The sequence below is a fragment of the Komagataeibacter xylinus genome (assembly GCF_004302915.1).
GTDB classification, from domain to species: Bacteria; Pseudomonadota; Alphaproteobacteria; order Acetobacterales; family Acetobacteraceae; genus Komagataeibacter; species Komagataeibacter xylinus_C.
This window is the reverse complement of the sequence record NZ_QQBI01000005.1, coordinates 80,055-95,372: the sequence shown is the minus strand read 5'-3', so window position 1 is coordinate 95,372 and position 15,318 is coordinate 80,055. Positions and strand designations below refer to the sequence as shown.

The window sequence follows — 15,318 nt, the reverse complement described above, 5'->3', positions numbered from 1 at the left end:
CTCAGACCTCCCTGATGGTCTTGATCAGGTCGCCCACATGCTCGGGTGGCGTGGTGGGAATAACACCGTGGCCAAGGTTGAACACATGCGGGCGGCCCTTCATGGCATCGCGGATGGCCCGCGCCTCGGTGCGCATGCCTTCGCCGCCAGCGAGGACGCGGATCGGGTCGAGATTGCCCTGCAGCACCAGTGTGCCGGGCACCCTGTCGGCCACGGCCTTCATGTCCGCCCCGGTATCGAGCGCCATCGCGTTCACGCCGGTTTCACGGCCATATTCAATCGCCATCAGCCCCGCCAGGCGGGGGAAGCCAATGACCGGCACGCCAGGGTGGCGGGCATTGATGATGGCGGTGATGCGCTTTGCCGGTTCAATCACATGCTTGCGGAACTGCGAGGGCGGCAGCAGGCCCGACCAGCTGTCGAACAGCATGACCGCTTCGGCCCCGGCCTCGATCTGGGCGCACAGCATATCCGCCGTTGAGGTGGTGAGCAGGTCGATCAGCCGGTCAAAGAACGCGGGATCGGTATAGGCAAGCTTGCGGGTTTCCTCGAACTCACGCGAGCCATGGCCTTCCACCATGTAGCACGCCACCGTAAACGGTGCGCCCGCGAAGCCGATCAGTGTCACCTGCCCCGGTCGTGCAGGGCCAATCGCCTCCGGACCATCGACAATGGCCCGCAGCCTGCGCAGTGCCTGCATGACCGGTTCGACCGCCTGCGCCACCCTGCCCGGGTCAAGCCGGTCGAGATCGGCCTGCGAGCGCACGGCACCCAGGACGGGGCCACGGCCTTGCACAAATTCCAGCGACTGCCCCATGGCCCAGGGCAGGATCAGGATATCGGAAAACAGGATGGCCCCATCCATGCCGAAACGGCGGATGGGCTGGAGTGTGATCTCGACCGCCATGTCGGGGGTCATGCAGCGTGTTATGAAATCAGCCTTTTCACGCAGGGCCCGGAATTCCGGCAGGAACCGGCCCGCCTGCCGCATCAGCCATACCGGAGGGGGCCAGGTCGCCTCTCCCATCAGGGTGGCGAGCAGGGGTTTGCGTGTATCTGTCATCGATCCGTCGTTCTGTTTCGTTGTGGCCGGACTATCTCGTACTTTCGAGCCGACGGATAGCGGGCAGGACGCACCGCGCGCGCCCCTTTCAAAACAATAAAAGAAAAGAGAAAGAAATTTGTTGATGTGCTTTTAGTGCTGTGGATCACGGGGTACCCATGTTTCCGAAAATGTACCCCGTTTTCCCCACAGTGTGTACCGTTTCCGACTCCAAGGATTCCCACGGAGTCGGAAAGTTATCCCGGATGTACCGACATAAGGCTGTGTACAACTCACCGAAATGGGGCGGGTACACGTTGTCCACGGTACTCGGTACGGCACAGAATTGTTTGGAGTACTGTCCCCATGTACCCCAGTACTCCAGAGCCCCGAATTAAATGTTTCACTTCCGCAGTACGGAGAGCGCGATGCCAGACGACTCCAGTTTAGTACTAAAGCCCGCCCCATTACAGGTGGAGTCGCCACCGATAGTACTGGCCAGCGGCTCCAGCGCGCGGCGCGCATTGGTGGAATCGGCGGGGCTTGCGGCCGGGTTCATGGCGGCGGATGTGGATGAACACGCCATTCGCGCGGCCATGCGTACTGCTGGGCACGACGCCAGCGCGGCAGCCCTTGCGCTGGCGCGCGCCAAGGCCCGCGCGGTCAAGGTTGCACCCGGCACGGTGGTGATCGGCGCGGACCAGATCCTGTCGTGCGGGGAGGAATGGTTCGACAAGCCTGCTGACCGCGGCACGGCCCGCGCGCAGTTGCGGCACCTGCGCGGCCGCGCGCATGTGCTGCATACGGCGGTGAGCCTGCTGCACGATGGCCGCGAGCTCTGGCACCATGTCAGCTGCCCGGTGCTGCATATGCGTGCCTTCAGCGAGTCCTTTCTTGAATGGTATCTGGCCACCGAGGGCGAGGCGATTCTGTCCTGCGTGGGGTGCTATCGGCTTGAAGGGCGTGGAATCCAGCTTTTCTCCCGCATCGAGGGGGAACAGTCGGCCATCATGGGCCTGCCGTTGCTGCCCCTTCTCGCCGCCCTGCGCACGCATGGCATTATCTTGCCCTGAATCGGTTCAAGGGGGGTTGCATCGGTCTGCGCTTGCGGTTATACCCCCGTCACCGGACCACGGTGGCCATGAAGATGGCCTGCACCGTCGGAACAGTGGGGCCATAGCTCAGTTGGGAGAGCGCCTGAATGGCATTCAGGAGGTCAGGGGTTCGACTCCCCTTGGCTCCACCAGATTCCTTGATCTGGTACCCCCACCCTTTCTCGTTAAGGCCTTCATGTGCTGCATGAGGGCATTATGCGTTCTGGAATCCAGAAAAAGTTTTGGGTGAAGCTTTTCTCAAAAAGCTTCCAAGAATGCCGCCTTTTGGAAAAAAAGGCAGCGCTAAAAAATTTTATCATTTTATATCAAATGGTTATTTTCATGCCATGCGGCATCGCGCTTTGATCAGGCCGAGTGGTCGAGTTCGTCGAGTTCGATCAGGCCCGCTTCGCCGGTCTGGGGCGGGGGAATGACCGGCATGGCCTGCTGCGTGGCCTGGTCGCCCGGGTGCAGGCGCCGCACCACGGAAAAGGCGGTAAGCACCGCGCAGGAGCCAAACAGCACGCTGCCCAGCACCTGCCCCACCTGCACGCCGCCCGGCCCGTAACGCATGCCAATCCACACGAACGGAATGGTGCCCAGTGTCGCCCGCCCCCAGTTGAACAGCGTGGAATACAGCGGGTGGCCCAGATTGTTGAAGGCGGAATTCGCCACGAACAGCATGCCGATGAACACGTAGCCCGCAATGGTCCAGTTACAGAACAGGTGGATCAGCATCGCCGCCGTGCCCTGCGCTGAAAACACCCGCACCACCAGGTCCTGGGTCAGGAACAGGATGACCCATGTGAGCGCCACGCAGCCTGCCACCAGCCACAGCGAGGCCACGAGTGTTGCCCGCACGCGCTCGAGTTTACCTGCGCCAAGGTTCTGCGACATGATCGGTCCTACCGATCCCGTCAGGGCAAACACAAAGGCGAAGGCCACCGGCACGATCCGCTCGATGGTCGCCTGCCCTGCCACTGCCGCCAGCCCGAACCCCGCCATGGCATGCGTTACGAACACGCTGCCCACCGGCGTTGCCAGGTTGGTCAGGATGGCGGGCATGGCCACCTGACCAACCAGCCTTGTGTCCGCCACGACATGGGTGCGCACGGGCCAGGCCAGCAGGCCATGACGGCGCGCGCAGCGAAAGCCCATCAGCGCCACGATCCCGCGCGAGAGAATGGTGCTGATCGCCGCCCCCTTCAGCCCCAGCCCGAGGATCAAGATCAGCACGGGGTCGGCGATGGCCGAGATCATGGCGCCGATCAGTGTCACGTTCATGGAAATGCGTGCGGCCCCGATGGCGCGCAGCAGGCCCGAGCACCCCATGCCCGCTGCGATCAGCGGCAGGCCGGGCGAGATGATGCGCAGGAACGTGGCCGCCTGCCGTGCCGCATTCCCCTGTGCCCCGAGCAGGGCCAGCAGCAGCGGTGCGAGCCATGCGGTGAACACCCCGATGAGCAGGCAGAAGGCGAGCATGACAATGCCGAACGATGACGCGACCCGCTGCGCCTGCTCCATCTTGCCCGCGCCGATCAGCCTGCCGGTAATGGCGCCGATGCCAATCGACAGCCCGATGGAAACCGCGATCTGCACGAAGCTGATCACGCCGGAAAAGCCGATGGCCGCCGTCAGCGCGGGGTCACCAAGCCATGAAATGTAGAAAAGGTTCAGCAGGTCAACCAGGAACACCGCCATCAGGCCAATGGCACCCGTACCGGCCATGACCACCACATGGCGGACAATGCTGCCTGTGCAGAATGCGGCTTTGGGTCGGGTCGCGGGTTGTCCCCCCATTCGGGTGTCCTGTCTGCTGCAGTGGGGGCGGCCTGGCCGGTGCCGCCATGGTCACGCCCCATGATGCGGGGCATTGAAACCGGGCACAAGACCCCCCGCCCGGCCTGTCCTGGCTGCCGGGGAGAAAATGACCGTGTTATTGCTGTATATAATAAAATTTGATTGTGCAGTGCAAAATAACCATATCGATTGTGCAGTGCAAAAAAAGTAAAATCGAATTTTTATTTATATTTATTGTTGACGTTTAAATAGGAGAATGGCATAAGGGGTTACACGAAGCCGCTGGCTTCCATAAAAACCAATAAAATCCGGTCATGATACCGGGCTGGACGTGTTACCCTCCGGTATCGACGTTCCACTGACAGGGTCGCCCTATGGGAGGCCCTGTCTTTTTTTGTTCCCTGCCCTTCTCGTATAATGTCCTGCAGGCCGCAATGGTTGCAGGCTGCGCTGGTGCCACGATGGGAGGCGTCAAGCCGGGTTACAAATTGGACTGTACCAGTCTATTTAAAAAATCGCAGCCTTGGCTGCCGTGTAACCCGATCTGTCAGAGTGCCGCCCCCCATGAACAGACTGTCCTTGCTGCAAAAACACCCCTACCTGCTGGCTGGCGGCATGGGCATGCTGTCTGGCGCGGTGGATGTGCTGCTTGAGCCGGAAAACCCCTTTATCAAAGCCTTCGGCAGCCCGCAGATGCAGCATACCCTGCACCACCTGTCGGGCATCCTTGGGGCCGAGGGGTTCATGGTCCTTGTGTTGCTTATAGGGATTATCGCCGTGGTGCTGGTCAATCTTGTGGGCAATGCCGCATGCATGAGCCTGCCGTACTGGCTGATCGGGCGCCTGTCCCGGCTGCAGGCATGGCAGAAAAATGGGGTGTTTTTCATCGTTGCCATGGGCCTGCAGGGGGTGTTGACCTACTGGCAATGGGGTTACAGCAATGCGACCCATCTTGGCCTCGAGGTGCTGGAAATGCTGTGCATGACAGCCGCCTATCTCATGCCCGTCAGGCACAGGCTGCTGCTGAGCGTGTATTGTGGCATGATGTCCTGCGTTGTGCTTTTTGGTTTTTATTGCATCGAAGCCATGCCGACCCTGCGCGCGCAGATGCACCCCGTGGAGACCGCGCAGCCCCTGCCCGGTGGCCTTGCGCCTGACGGGCGGCATCACGTGGCCCATGAGGTCGAGCAGGATCTGTAAGTTTTCTGCTACAAGAAGTTTCTGGTGCAGCTTTTTTCAAAAAGGCGGCACGCAGAAACTTTTATCATTTTTCATCAATGATCGGGGCAAGGGGTGATGGCAGCACGGGAGACCAGCGCTTTTACCGCTGGTCGCGAATGGGGCGCCTCCATTACGCTAAAGCCGGTTCCCGCCCGTGGCAGGAACCCCTGCATTAAGGGAGGAATACCGATGTCCAGACTGACGGCGGCCGAACGCGATGCCCTGCCCGATTCAGCCTTTGCCCTGCCGGGCCGACGCTACCCCATACCTGACGTGACCCATGCGCGTGATGCGCTGGCCCGGGCAAGCGAGATGCTGCACCGGGGCGACCTGAGCCAGCAGGAATATGACACGGTGGTCGCCCGCGCCCATGCCGTGCTGGAAAATGAATAGGCCTGCATGACAAAAAAGGGGTGCCGGACAACCGCCCGGCACCCCTTTTGTGTTGTGATTTACCCGCAGGGGATCAGCCTGCCTTGTCGAGTTCCGCCTCAAGCTGCGGCAGGATGGTGAACAGGTCGCCCACGATCCCGTAATCCGCCACCTGGAAGATCGGGGCCTCCGGGTCCTTGTTGATGGCAACAATGACCTTGCTGTCCTTCATGCCGGCCAGATGCTGGATCTGCCCGGAAATGCCCATGGCGATATACAGTTCCGGCGCCACGATCTTGCCGGTCTGGCCCACCTGGTACTCGTTCGAGACAAAGCCCTTGTCCACTGCCGCGCGGGAGGCGCCAATGGCGGCGCCCAGCCGGTCGGCCAGCGGCTCGAGCAGCTTGAAGTTCTCTTCATTGAGCATGCCGTTACCACCCGAAACCACCACGCGGGCGGATTCCAGTTCCGGCCGCTCGGATTTCGAGAGCTCGGTGGCGACAAAGGTGGAGCCACCCGGGCCTGCGGGCAGGGCGATCTCCTCGATGGTGGCGCTGCCACCTTCCGCCGGGGCGGGATCGAAGGCGGATGCGCGCACCGTGATCACCTTTTTCGCATCAGCCGACTTCACGGTCGCCAGCGCGCTGCCCGCATAGATGGGGCGCACGAAGGTTTCGGCATCGTTGATGGCGACGATATCGGGGATCGGCTGCACATCGAGCAGGGCCGCCGCACGCGGCAGCACGTTCTTGGCCGTGGCGGAAGACGCAGCCAGGATGTGCGTGTAACCGCCCGCAAGCTGTGCCAGCAGGGCGGCTACCGGCTCGGCCAGTTCGCTGTTGCCCGTGGTGTCGGTTACGGCAAACACCTTCTTCACGCCGGGAATGGCGGCAGCCGACTTGGCTGCTGCTGCGGCATCGGGGCCGGTGACCAGCACATCGACATCACCGAGCCTTGTGGCAGCCGTGATGGCGGAGCGCGAAGCCTGGCGGATCACGCCGCCTTCATGATCGAGGTAAACGAGAACGGTCATGATCAGATCACCTTTGCTTCGTTACGCAGGCGCGAAACCAGTTCGGCTGCCGAGTCGAGCTTTACGCCCGCCTTGCGCTCGGCCGGTTCTGACACCGAGATCACGCTCAGGCGCGGGGTCATGTCCACGCCCAGGTCGGCGGGCGTGATCTTTTCCATCGGCTTCTTGCGTGCCTTCATGATGTTGGGCAGCGAGGCGTAGCGCGGCTCGTTGAGGCGCAGGTCGGCGGTGATGATGGCGGGCAGCGCCAGCTTCACGGTCTGCGATCCCCCATCGATCTCGCGTGTCACCGTCACCGCGCCGTCAGCCACTTCCACCTTCGAGGCGAAGGTGGCCTGCGGGCGGTCGAGCAGGCCGGCCAGCATCTGGCCGGTGGCGTTCATGTCATCATCAATGGCCTGCTTGCCCAGGATGATGAGCTCCGGCTTTTCCTTTTCCACCAGCGCCTTGAGCACCTTGGCCACGGCCAGCGGCTCGGTCACCACATCGGTCTCGACCAGGATGGAGCGGTCAGCGCCCATGGCCATGGCGGTGCGCAGCGTGTCCTGCGCCTTGGCCTCGCCAATGGAGACGGCGATGATCTCGCTCACCACGCCTTTTTCCTTCAGGCGCACGGCTTCCTCGACCGCGATCTCGTCAAACGGATTCATGGACATCTTGACGCCAGCGGTCTCCACGCCGGAACCGTCGGCCTTCACGCGGGGTTTGATATTGTAGTCAATCACGCGCTTAACGGGTACAAGAACCTTCATTGCATATTTGCCTGTCTGTCTTCGGATAAGGGCAATCGGTGTGGCGGATACATTACCGTACCCGCCGGGCAATTACATCCCGCCCGGATAGTTCGGGCCGCCCGCCCCCTCCGGCGTGGCCCAGTCGATGTTCTGCGCCGGGTCCTTGATGTCGCATGTCTTGCAGTGCACGCAGTTCTGCGCGTTGATCTGCAGGTGCGGGTCGGTCGCCTCATCGGCCACTTCATACACGCCCGCCGGGCAGTAGCGGCTTTCGGGCGCGCGGAACACATCCCAGTTCACCGTCTTCCACAGCGACATGTTGCGCACCTTGAGGTGGACGGGCTGGTCCTCCTCATGGTTGGTGGCCGACAGGAACACCGAGGAGAGGCGGTCGAAGGTGATCTTGCCGTCGGGCTTGGGGTAGTCGATTTTTGGCGAGATCGAGGCCGGTTCCAGCACTTCGTTATCGGCGTGGCGGGTGTGCAGCGTCCATGGCGCGCGGCCACGCAGCAGCATGGCGTCGATGCCCGCGTACAGCGCGCCGCCCTTCATGCCGAATTTGGCGAAGGCGGGGCGGATGTTGCGCACCGTGCGCAGTTCATCCCACAGCCAGGAATCCTTGATGCGGCGGGTATAGGAGCCCGGTTCAACGCGGCTGGTGGCCAGCGCCTCGCCCACCGCCTCGGCGGCCAGCATGCCCGACTTCATGGCCGTGTGCGTGCCCTTGATCTTGGGCACGTTGAGGAAGCCCGCCGTATCGCCAATCAGCGCCCCCCCGGGGAAGGTCAGGCGCGGGATGGACTGGATCCCCCCTTCCGACAGCGCGCGCGCGCCATAGGCGATGCGCCGCCCACCCTCGAAATACGGGCGGAAGGACGGGTGCAGCTTCACGCGCTGCATCTCGTCAAACGGCGAGAGCCATGTGTTGGGGTAGTCCAGCCCCACCACGAAGCCGTAGGAGACGAGGTTGTCGCCAAAATGGTACATCCACGCCCCGCCATAGGTCCGGTCATCAAGCGGCCAGCCAAAGCTGTGCTGGATCAGGCCGGGGCGATGCATCTCCTTGGGAATTTCCCACAGTTCCTTGATGCCCAGCCCGTAGGTCTGCGGGTCCACGCCCTGGCGCAGGTTGTACATCGCCATGACCTGCTTGGTCAGCGAGCCACGGCAGCCTTCGGCAAACAGGGTGTATTTCGCGCGCAGTTCCATGCCCGGCGCGTAATTGCCGGTGGGCTCCCCGTCGCGGCCCACGCCCATGTCGCCCGTGGCGACACCGGCCACGCGCCCGCTGTCATCAACCAGCACTTCCGCACCCGCAAATCCGGGATAGATCTCCACGCCAAGTTCTTCCGCGCGGCCCGCCAGCCAGCGGCACAGGTCGCCAAGGCTCACGATGTAGTTGCCGTGGTTGCGCATGTGCGGCATCACGCGGTCAAGAAACGGGATTTCAAGCCCGCTGTCGCGTGTCAGGTAGAGCATCTGCTCCTCTGTCACGGGGGTGTTCAGCGGTGCGCCTTCCTCGTGCCAGTGCGGCAGGAGTTCCGCCAGCGCGCGTGGCTCGATCACCGCGCCGGACAGGATATGGGCGCCAATCTCGCTGCCTTTTTCAATCAGGCACACGGTGGCATCAGGGGCAACCTGGCGCAGCCGGATGGCCGCGGCCAGGCCAGACGGGCCGCCACCAACAATGACGACATCGAATTCCATAGTCTCGCGCGGGGTCTCGCTCATACCTCTGTTGTCCTCTTGCGTCATGACCGGATGACATGGGATGAAAGGGGTTACACCTGTATAGTGTGTGTTTCCTAGAACCGATTGATGCGCGAATAAAGCCTTGCGCGCGCATTCTGTTGCGTCCAGCCGCATGGCGGGCCGTATTCAGGCGGAGTGTGGCCTGTGGGCCAGTTCCTCTGTCGCCCGCCATTCGGGGCTGACGTAATTGACGATCAGCGTGCGCCGCACGCCGTGCAGTGGCCTGCGCACGAAGCCATGCCATGATTGCGCGGACGGAATGAACAGCAGCCCGGAATTGAATACCCCCGAGGCACGCGCCACCGGCGTGCCCTCCGCTGTCATGATATCGGTGCCCCAGTCCATCGCCTCGGCGCCCATGGAGAGCGAGACCAGAAGCGTCAGCCGCTTGGCGCCGATATCGGTATGTGGCTCAAGCCAGAAGCCATCGGTATCGAGGCACAGTTCAAGGCGCAGGGCGGCATCGTCCAGCCGGGCATTGCACTGGCGGGTGAAGTCCGCACGCGTGGCGGCATCATCGAACAGGCAGGCAAGCTGGTCGAGTGCGGGGTGGGCCGCGCGCTGGGCCGGGGTTACGAACAGCCGGTGCCCGTTGCGGCCCGCGCGCTGGCCACCGCTGTCGCCGCCGATGAACCGCGCACCGGGCACCCACTGCACCAGGGCGGCGGCAATGGAGGCGGGCAGCACGTCATGCAGTTGCCAGTGGGGATAGGGCCACGGCAGGACCGGGCTTGCGGCAAGGGCGGCGGTGACGCAGTTGGTTTGCATGAAGGTCTGCTGCTGGCTTTGGGTTTGGGCCGTGCCGGGGAGCTCCCCCGAAAAACGCCAGGCGGCGCTAGAGGGCGCTGGCGTGGCGGGTGCGGCTCTGGGCCGTGAGATAACGGTCAAAGATTGCGGCGACGTGCCGCACGAAAGGCCGCCCCTTTTCGGTCAGATGCACCGTCCGGCCCGTGAGGGTGAGCAGTCCGTCAGCCACCATTGGCGCAAGGCGGTCACGTTCGGAGTCGAAATGACTGGCGGGCAGGCCGTGGCGGGCACAAAGTGCTCCAAGATCGACCTGCATGGCGCACATGAGCTGTTCAATAATGTCGGCACGGGCCCGGTCATCTTCGTGCAGGCGCACGCCACGCGCCACGGGCAGGCTGTCGGGGCGGGCCATGAGGCGGGCATAGGCTGCGGCCGAGACGGCGTTCTGCGTCATGCCGCCGGGCAGCGAGGAGATGGCCGAGGCCCCGATGCCGATCAGCACCGGCGCGCTGTCAGTGGTATAGCCCTGGAAATTGCGGTGCAGCCTGCCCGCCTGCAGGGCATGGGCCATGCTGTCATCGGGGCTGACGTAATGGTCCAGCCCCACGGGCAGGAAACCGGCCGCGCGCAGCACGGTGTCCATCGCCGCGCGCTGGCTGATACGCTCCTGTGCGCCCGGCAGCTCGCCCACGGGCATGAGGGCCTGGCGCTTCTGCTTCCACGGCACATGGGCGTAGCCGAACACGGCCAGCCGGTCGGGCCTGAGGCTGGCCACGGCCTGCGCCGTGCGGGCCACGCCCTCGGTATCCTGCCGGGGCAGGCCATAGATCAGGTCGATGTTGATGGAGGCGACACCCGCGCCGCGCAGCGCCTCGAGGCAGTCACGCGTCTGCTCCCAGCTCTGGATGCGGCCACAGGCCTGCTGCACGCTGGCATCAAGATCCTGCACGCCCATGCTGGCGCGGTTGAAGCCGAGTTCATGCAGCAGGGCCGGGTATTCGGGGGGGAGATGGCGGGGATCGACCTCGATGCTGATTTCCGCATCGGGGGCGATGTCAAAGTCGCGGCGGATGGCTTCCATCACGCGGCGCATTGCACTGGCCGGGAGCGTGGTGGGCGTGCCGCCACCCCATTGCAGGTGGGTTACACGGCGGCCGGGGCCGATCAGGGCAATGATGCGGCGCAGTTCCTCATGCAGCAGGGCGGCATAGGCAGCCCGCGCATCCGCATTGCGCAGCACGGCGGTATTGCACCCGCAGAACCGGCATAGCGTGTCACAGAAGGGAACATGCAGGTAAAGGGAGACCGGCTGGTCCGCCGGGAGGGAGGACAGCCAGTTGCGGCTGTCATCCGGACCCACCGCATCCGTGAACTGGGCTGCGGTGGGGTAGCTGGTATAACGCGGCAGGTTGCCCCCGTAGCGCGAAAGCAGGGTGCTGTCCGCCGCGTTCATGCCATTAGAACCGGTAGGCGATACCGGCGGAAATGACGGTCGGGTCCAGAGAGTCGTGGGCCTTGACCTTCAGGCTTTCGTCGCTGTTTTCAGCCCAGGCGTGCATGCGCACGAACATCTGCTTCACGTCGAAGTTGAAGAACCAGTTGCCAACCAGCTGGTAATCCACACCGGCATTGATGGACGGGCCACCGGTAAAGCCGGAGTTCAGCTTGCTCAGACCCAATGCACCGCTGGCATTCATGTTGTGGAACCACATGAAGGTGCCACCAATGCCCACATACGGGTTCAGGCGCTTGTGGGGGCGGAAATGCCAGGCCACCGTGACCGTGGGGGGCAGAACCCAGGCGCTGCCGACATCGGTCTTGCTGGCGCCGGTCAGCCCGGACAGGGCACCGCCATTGGCCTGCACTTCATGACGGGTGCTGGTCGCGATCAGGTCCAGCGAGATGTTGTCGGTCACGAAGTATTCGAACGTCAGCTCCGGCATGACCTGGTTGGTGGTCTTGACGCGGGTACCAGTCAGTGCCGCGCCGTTCGCCCATACCTTGCTGTCACGATCTTCGGGCAGCACGCCCACGGCGGACAGACGGATCATGAAGTCGCCGCGGCCCAGGCCGATCTTGGTCGACGCACAGGTCTCGAAGATGCCGCAGTGGCCCTTGGGCCGTGCGGGTGCGACGGGTGCCACCAGCGGGGCATTGACGTAGGTGGAGGGCGCCGTCGTCTGTGCATGGCCTGCTACCGGTGCCAGCGCGGAGGCGCCGAGCACTGCCGACAGGGCGAGTTTGCGGATGTTCTTCATGGTAAGCAGACCCCAGTTTCTTTCCCGGCTGGCAGGCAGGCGAGAGGATTAAGAATATTCAAGTTCATTTGATGTGTGCAGAAATCACGGCCACCTAGCACTCGGCCTTGATATGAATCAATCAACCACGCGGAACTATTTGCGTGTTATGGTCCAGCCTGACTGTTCTTTCGGTAATGTTGCCGGATGAACACAGTTTCAGAACCGGGCTGTATGGTTTTGCAACGGGTTTACTGTGGGTAATGGTGCGCATGGCGTCACATCCCCACTCGCGTGCCAGTGTCTCCATGGCCGGGAGCAGCGCGTCGATAATGGTCTGCGCGCGGGTGTAGGACAGGGTGATGATGTAGTCCGATGTCAGGGTATCGCCTGAACACAGGTCAAACCCCCGGCGGAAGGTGGCCATGCCGCAGGGCGGCCTGTCATCGCCATAGCGGGCGACAAGGATGCCCTGCCGCGCCCGCGCGCCGGGGCGGGCCAGCCTGCGGCCGATCCGCATCCATTCGCGCAGCGTCAGGTGTGGAAAGGACAGGCGCACAAGCGGATAGAGGAGCGGGACATCGGCGGGGTCCAGTCGTCTGACCATGGGCGGGGGGACGGCCTGCACGCGTCGGGAGTTCCTCGGGTTAAGAATTTTTTGTTATGATCGGTCGTGTTTACCTTATATTTCCGGGTTGACCGCATTGATTTACATCAACCCATCAGCCATAGTCGGTGCTCTTGGCGAATGCATTTATTGTATTTCTAGGGAGCCAGGGCATGTCCGGTTACTTCGGCGCCGGAACGCGGGCGCCTGAAAGTGAATTGGAAATTATCATGTCGGATATGCCTTCGTGTCAGTTTGAATCGAGGCCACGGCGTATCGTGATCGGGTCGGGTGGCGTGCAGGCGGATTTCTGCACCAATTGCAGCGTTCGCCCCACCAGCGTCTGCAGCGTGATTGAACCTTCCGATATCTCGCGCCTGGCCGAGGTCGCGGTGGAGACCATCGTTTCCCCCGGTCGCGGCTTCATCGAGGAAGGCGCGCCCGCAACCGACTTCTTCAACGTGACATCGGGCACCGTGAAACTGTTCAAGGCCCTGCCCGACGGGCGGCGCCAGATCACCGGTTTCGCGGCGCCGGGGCATTTCCTTGGCCTTGCCGTGTCGGACAGCTACGCCTTTGGCGCGGAGGCGATCGATACGGTGCGCGTATGCCGCTTCTCGCGTGAGAAGATGGGCGAACTGCTCGATGATTTTCCCAAGCTCGAGCGCCGCCTGCTCGAGGAAGCCTCCAACGAACTCGTGGCCGCCCAGAACCAGATGCTCCTGCTTGGCCGCAAGACCGCGCGCGAGCGCGTGGCGAGCTTCCTGCTTGACCAGATGCAGGCAGGCCTCCTGCCCGGCCAGCCACCGCCATCGGGGGGCCGGCTGCACCTGCCCATGACCCGTGGCGACATTGCCGACTATCTCGGCCTGACCATCGAGACCGTCAGCCGCACGCTGAGCTGGATGCGCGGGCAGGGCATGATCGAGGTGGGCAAGGGCTACGCCATTACCATCGTGTCAACGGCCAAGCTTGAGGTGCTGGCCGCAGGCAACAGCTAGTCTTCCAGCCGGTCGGGGTCTTCATCCGGCGTGGCGCTGTCGGGCGTTTCGCTAAACAGCGGTTTTTGTGGCGCGGGATGGGCCGGGCCACCGACGATGTGACCCAGCGGGGTCAGGATTTCCACATGGTCGCAGATGATCTTGAATACTGCCAGCAGGGGCACTGACAGGAACGCCCCGAAAATGCCCCACAGCCAGTCCCAGAACATGAGTGACGCCATGACCAGCACCGGGTTGAGCGTAAAGCGCCGCGCCAGCACCATGGGGGTTATGGTCTCGCCTTCCGTCAGGTGAATGCACAGGTAGATGGCCGGGGGCAGCAGCGCCTGCCACACCGACGGATAGACGAACAGCCCCACCAGGAAATAGATGATGATGCCCATCATCGGCCCGATGATGGGAATGTAGTTGAGCAGGAACGCCACAACCCCCCACAGCAGCGGGTTGGGCATGCCCAGCAGCCAGCACTGCACCATGTTCACCATGCCCACGAGGCTGTTGATGATGGTGATGGTGGCCAGGTATTCCGACACGTTGCGCTCGATCTGATAGGCGATCTGCACCGTGCGGCGCTTGTCGGCGAAGGTGGGCATGATCTCGACAAAGCGCCTGAGCAGGCTGTCCCCCTGCGCGAGCAGGAAAAACAGCATCAGGATCATGGTGAAGAACTGGCCCATGAAGGCCTGCGTGCCCAGCAGGATGGAGGAGGAAAAGCGGTCCAGCCCCGCCACCCCGCCACCGCCTGCGGGCGTGGAGACGATGATGACATGCCCGTCCGGCGTCTGCTGTTCTGTGCTGGCGGCGGCATGGCCGCCTGCGATGGTGAGGAAATTGTGGATCCGGTCCGAAGCCCCGGTCAGGAGCTGGAACGGCCCGCGCAGGAAGGCCAGGCGCTCCTGCAATGTATTGATGGCATCGGGCGCGCGCTCCAGCCAGCCCGTGGCGGGCACGGAAATGGCGGTGCCCACCGCCCCCACCACGCCAAATACGCACAGGATCAGGCACAGCGCCGCCAGTGGCTTGGGCAGGTGCAGCCGCGTGTGCAGGAAGCGCAGCGGCGAGGACAGCAGGAGGTTGACCACCAGCGCCAGGATCATGGGCAGGATGATGGCCGAGGCGAAATATAGCGTATAGAACACCGCCAGCACGCTGAGCAGCAGCAGGCAGGCCGTGCGGGTGTCGATGCGGCTGTGGCGCATGACCTCGATGGCGCGCTGCTGCTGGACCTGCTCGTAGGATGGTGGCGGCGGTGGCGGTGTCTCGGGCGGCATCGGTTCAGGTCCTGGCTTGTGCTGGCTTGGCCCGTATGGCCGGGGGGCTTGTCGTCCGCGTTTCCGTGCCAACCCGCTTCTTATGGCGGTATCGGGCAGGCAGGACCAAGGATTTTGGCACATTCCCGCTACGCAGCCATTGCAGGGGGCGGCATGGTACACGCTAACGTGAATTTTCAGGCCCCATATGCCCCCACACACGACTTGAAAGTGGCGGGAGACCGGGCTCAAATACACCTTAGACGAAGGTTCCTGCCTTTCGCATACAATCAGATGGAGAGTCCCATGGCCTGGAATACCCCCAAGATCGTTGAAGTCCCCCTGGGCGCCGAGATCAACAGCTACGTCTGCGGCGAAAAGAAGTAAGATGGAAACATCGCCGCCTGTCTCGCACAGGCGGCGATTTT

Annotated in this window: 15 protein-coding genes and 1 tRNA gene; 6 read left to right on the top strand and 10 right to left on the bottom strand. The window is 63.0% G+C overall.

Going from position 1 to position 15,318, the window contains the following annotated elements; all coding sequences use genetic code 11:
• Position 1: 1 nt before the first annotated feature.
• Entirely contained in the window at positions 2-1,063 is a 1,062-nt protein-coding gene (gene hemE / locus DV027_RS05105; protein ID WP_130730835.1) for a uroporphyrinogen decarboxylase, read from the bottom strand.
• Positions 1,064-1,470: 407 nt separating this feature from the next.
• On the opposite strand from hemE, the gene DV027_RS05100 reads away from it, so the two are divergent.
• Both DV027_RS05100 and DV027_RS05095 read left to right on the top strand, forming a co-directional pair.
• Positions 1,471-2,115 carry a Maf family protein gene (locus DV027_RS05100; RefSeq protein WP_242621734.1) on the top strand — a complete coding sequence of 215 codons (645 nt, stop codon included), beginning with the start codon at positions 1,471-1,473 and terminating at the stop codon, positions 2,113-2,115.
• Between the two features lie 97 nt (positions 2,116-2,212).
• Positions 2,213-2,288: transfer RNA gene (locus DV027_RS05095), tRNA-Ala, on the top strand.
• A 214-nt stretch (positions 2,289-2,502) separates the two neighbouring features.
• On the opposite strand, the gene DV027_RS05090 is transcribed toward DV027_RS05095, so the two are convergent.
• Positions 2,503-3,936 carry an MATE family efflux transporter gene (locus tag DV027_RS05090; protein WP_130730833.1) on the bottom strand — a complete coding sequence of 478 codons (1,434 nt, stop codon included), beginning with the start codon at positions 3,934-3,936 and terminating at the stop codon, positions 2,503-2,505.
• 564 nt (positions 3,937-4,500) lie between these two features.
• Between DV027_RS05090 and DV027_RS05085 the strand changes: the two genes are divergently transcribed.
• Together DV027_RS05085 and DV027_RS05080 are read left to right on the top strand one after the other, a co-directional pair.
• Positions 4,501-5,136, top strand: a complete 636-nt coding sequence (locus DV027_RS05085; protein WP_130730832.1) for a hypothetical protein — start codon at positions 4,501-4,503, stop codon at positions 5,134-5,136.
• Positions 5,137-5,346: 210 nt separating this feature from the next.
• The gene (locus DV027_RS05080) at positions 5,347-5,550 is read left to right on the top strand and encodes a hypothetical protein (RefSeq protein ID WP_061275262.1); all 204 of its coding nucleotides are present in this window, start codon (positions 5,347-5,349) and stop codon (positions 5,548-5,550) included.
• 73 nt (positions 5,551-5,623) lie between these two features.
• On the opposite strand, the gene DV027_RS05075 is transcribed toward DV027_RS05080, so the two are convergent.
• The 7 genes from DV027_RS05075 to DV027_RS05045 all read right to left on the bottom strand — a co-directional run bounded on the left by DV027_RS05075 (position 5,624) and on the right by DV027_RS05045 (position 12,660).
• Positions 5,624-6,562: an electron transfer flavoprotein subunit alpha/FixB family protein gene (locus DV027_RS05075; RefSeq protein WP_130730831.1), complete on the bottom strand. Its 939-nt coding sequence runs from the start codon at positions 6,560-6,562 to the stop codon at positions 5,624-5,626.
• A 2-nt stretch (positions 6,563-6,564) separates the two neighbouring features.
• The gene (locus DV027_RS05070) at positions 6,565-7,314 is read right to left on the bottom strand and encodes an electron transfer flavoprotein subunit beta/FixA family protein (protein WP_130730830.1); all 750 of its coding nucleotides are present in this window, start codon (positions 7,312-7,314) and stop codon (positions 6,565-6,567) included.
• A 72-nt stretch (positions 7,315-7,386) separates the two neighbouring features.
• Entirely contained in the window at positions 7,387-9,027 is a 1,641-nt protein-coding gene (locus tag DV027_RS05065; protein ID WP_130730829.1) for an electron transfer flavoprotein-ubiquinone oxidoreductase, read from the bottom strand.
• Positions 9,028-9,174: 147 nt separating this feature from the next.
• A complete protein-coding gene (locus tag DV027_RS05060) occupies positions 9,175-9,816 on the bottom strand; it encodes a 2OG-Fe(II) oxygenase family protein (protein ID WP_130730828.1) in 642 nt (213 codons plus the stop codon).
• A 67-nt stretch (positions 9,817-9,883) separates the two neighbouring features.
• A complete protein-coding gene (hemN, locus tag DV027_RS05055; RefSeq protein ID WP_130730827.1) occupies positions 9,884-11,248 on the bottom strand; it encodes an oxygen-independent coproporphyrinogen III oxidase in 1,365 nt (454 codons plus the stop codon).
• A 4-nt stretch (positions 11,249-11,252) separates the two neighbouring features.
• Entirely contained in the window at positions 11,253-12,053 is an 801-nt protein-coding gene (locus tag DV027_RS05050) for an OmpW/AlkL family protein (RefSeq protein ID WP_130730826.1), read from the bottom strand.
• A 121-nt stretch (positions 12,054-12,174) separates the two neighbouring features.
• Complete coding sequence (locus DV027_RS05045) at positions 12,175-12,660, bottom strand: hypothetical protein (protein ID WP_242621733.1); 486 nt, start codon at positions 12,658-12,660, stop codon at positions 12,175-12,177.
• Positions 12,661-12,869: 209 nt separating this feature from the next.
• On the opposite strand from DV027_RS05045, the gene DV027_RS05040 reads away from it, so the two are divergent.
• A complete protein-coding gene (locus DV027_RS05040; protein ID WP_130730825.1) occupies positions 12,870-13,640 on the top strand; it encodes a Crp/Fnr family transcriptional regulator in 771 nt (256 codons plus the stop codon).
• Here DV027_RS05040 and DV027_RS05035 read toward each other — a convergent pair.
• Positions 13,637-14,839, bottom strand: a complete 1,203-nt coding sequence (locus DV027_RS05035; protein WP_130730892.1) for an AI-2E family transporter — start codon at positions 14,837-14,839, stop codon at positions 13,637-13,639. The two genes, DV027_RS05040 and DV027_RS05035, sit on opposite strands and share 4 nt — an antisense overlap.
• A 357-nt stretch (positions 14,840-15,196) precedes the next feature.
• Between DV027_RS05035 and pqqA the strand changes: the two genes are divergently transcribed.
• A complete protein-coding gene (gene pqqA, locus DV027_RS05030) occupies positions 15,197-15,277 on the top strand; it encodes a pyrroloquinoline quinone precursor peptide PqqA (protein WP_010508617.1) in 81 nt (26 codons plus the stop codon).
• The last annotated feature ends 41 nt before the right edge of the window (positions 15,278-15,318 follow it).

Bases quoted from the DNA above. Each gene is read 5' to 3' on its own strand.
- hemE (WP_130730835.1), bottom strand. From the start codon at position 1,063: ATGACAGATACACGCAAACCCCTGCTCGCCACCCTGATGGGAGAGGCG.
- DV027_RS05100 (WP_242621734.1), top strand. From the start codon at position 1,471: ATGCCAGACGACTCCAGTTTAGTACTAAAGCCCGCCCCATTACAGGTG.
- DV027_RS05090 (WP_130730833.1), bottom strand. From the start codon at position 3,936: ATGGGGGGACAACCCGCGACCCGACCCAAAGCCGCATTCTGCACAGGC.
- DV027_RS05085 (WP_130730832.1), top strand. From the start codon at position 4,501: ATGAACAGACTGTCCTTGCTGCAAAAACACCCCTACCTGCTGGCTGGC.
- DV027_RS05080 (WP_061275262.1), top strand. From the start codon at position 5,347: ATGTCCAGACTGACGGCGGCCGAACGCGATGCCCTGCCCGATTCAGCC.
- DV027_RS05075 (WP_130730831.1), bottom strand. From the start codon at position 6,562: ATGACCGTTCTCGTTTACCTCGATCATGAAGGCGGCGTGATCCGCCAG.
- DV027_RS05070 (WP_130730830.1), bottom strand. From the start codon at position 7,314: ATGAAGGTTCTTGTACCCGTTAAGCGCGTGATTGACTACAATATCAAA.
- DV027_RS05065 (WP_130730829.1), bottom strand. From the start codon at position 9,027: ATGAGCGAGACCCCGCGCGAGACTATGGAATTCGATGTCGTCATTGTT.
- DV027_RS05060 (WP_130730828.1), bottom strand. From the start codon at position 9,816: ATGCAAACCAACTGCGTCACCGCCGCCCTTGCCGCAAGCCCGGTCCTG.
- hemN (WP_130730827.1), bottom strand. From the start codon at position 11,248: ATGAACGCGGCGGACAGCACCCTGCTTTCGCGCTACGGGGGCAACCTG.
- DV027_RS05050 (WP_130730826.1), bottom strand. From the start codon at position 12,053: ATGAAGAACATCCGCAAACTCGCCCTGTCGGCAGTGCTCGGCGCCTCC.
- DV027_RS05040 (WP_130730825.1), top strand. From the start codon at position 12,870: ATGTCGGATATGCCTTCGTGTCAGTTTGAATCGAGGCCACGGCGTATC.
- DV027_RS05035 (WP_130730892.1), bottom strand. From the start codon at position 14,839: ATGCGCCACAGCCGCATCGACACCCGCACGGCCTGCCTGCTGCTGCTC.
- pqqA (WP_010508617.1), top strand. From the start codon at position 15,197: ATGGCCTGGAATACCCCCAAGATCGTTGAAGTCCCCCTGGGCGCCGAG.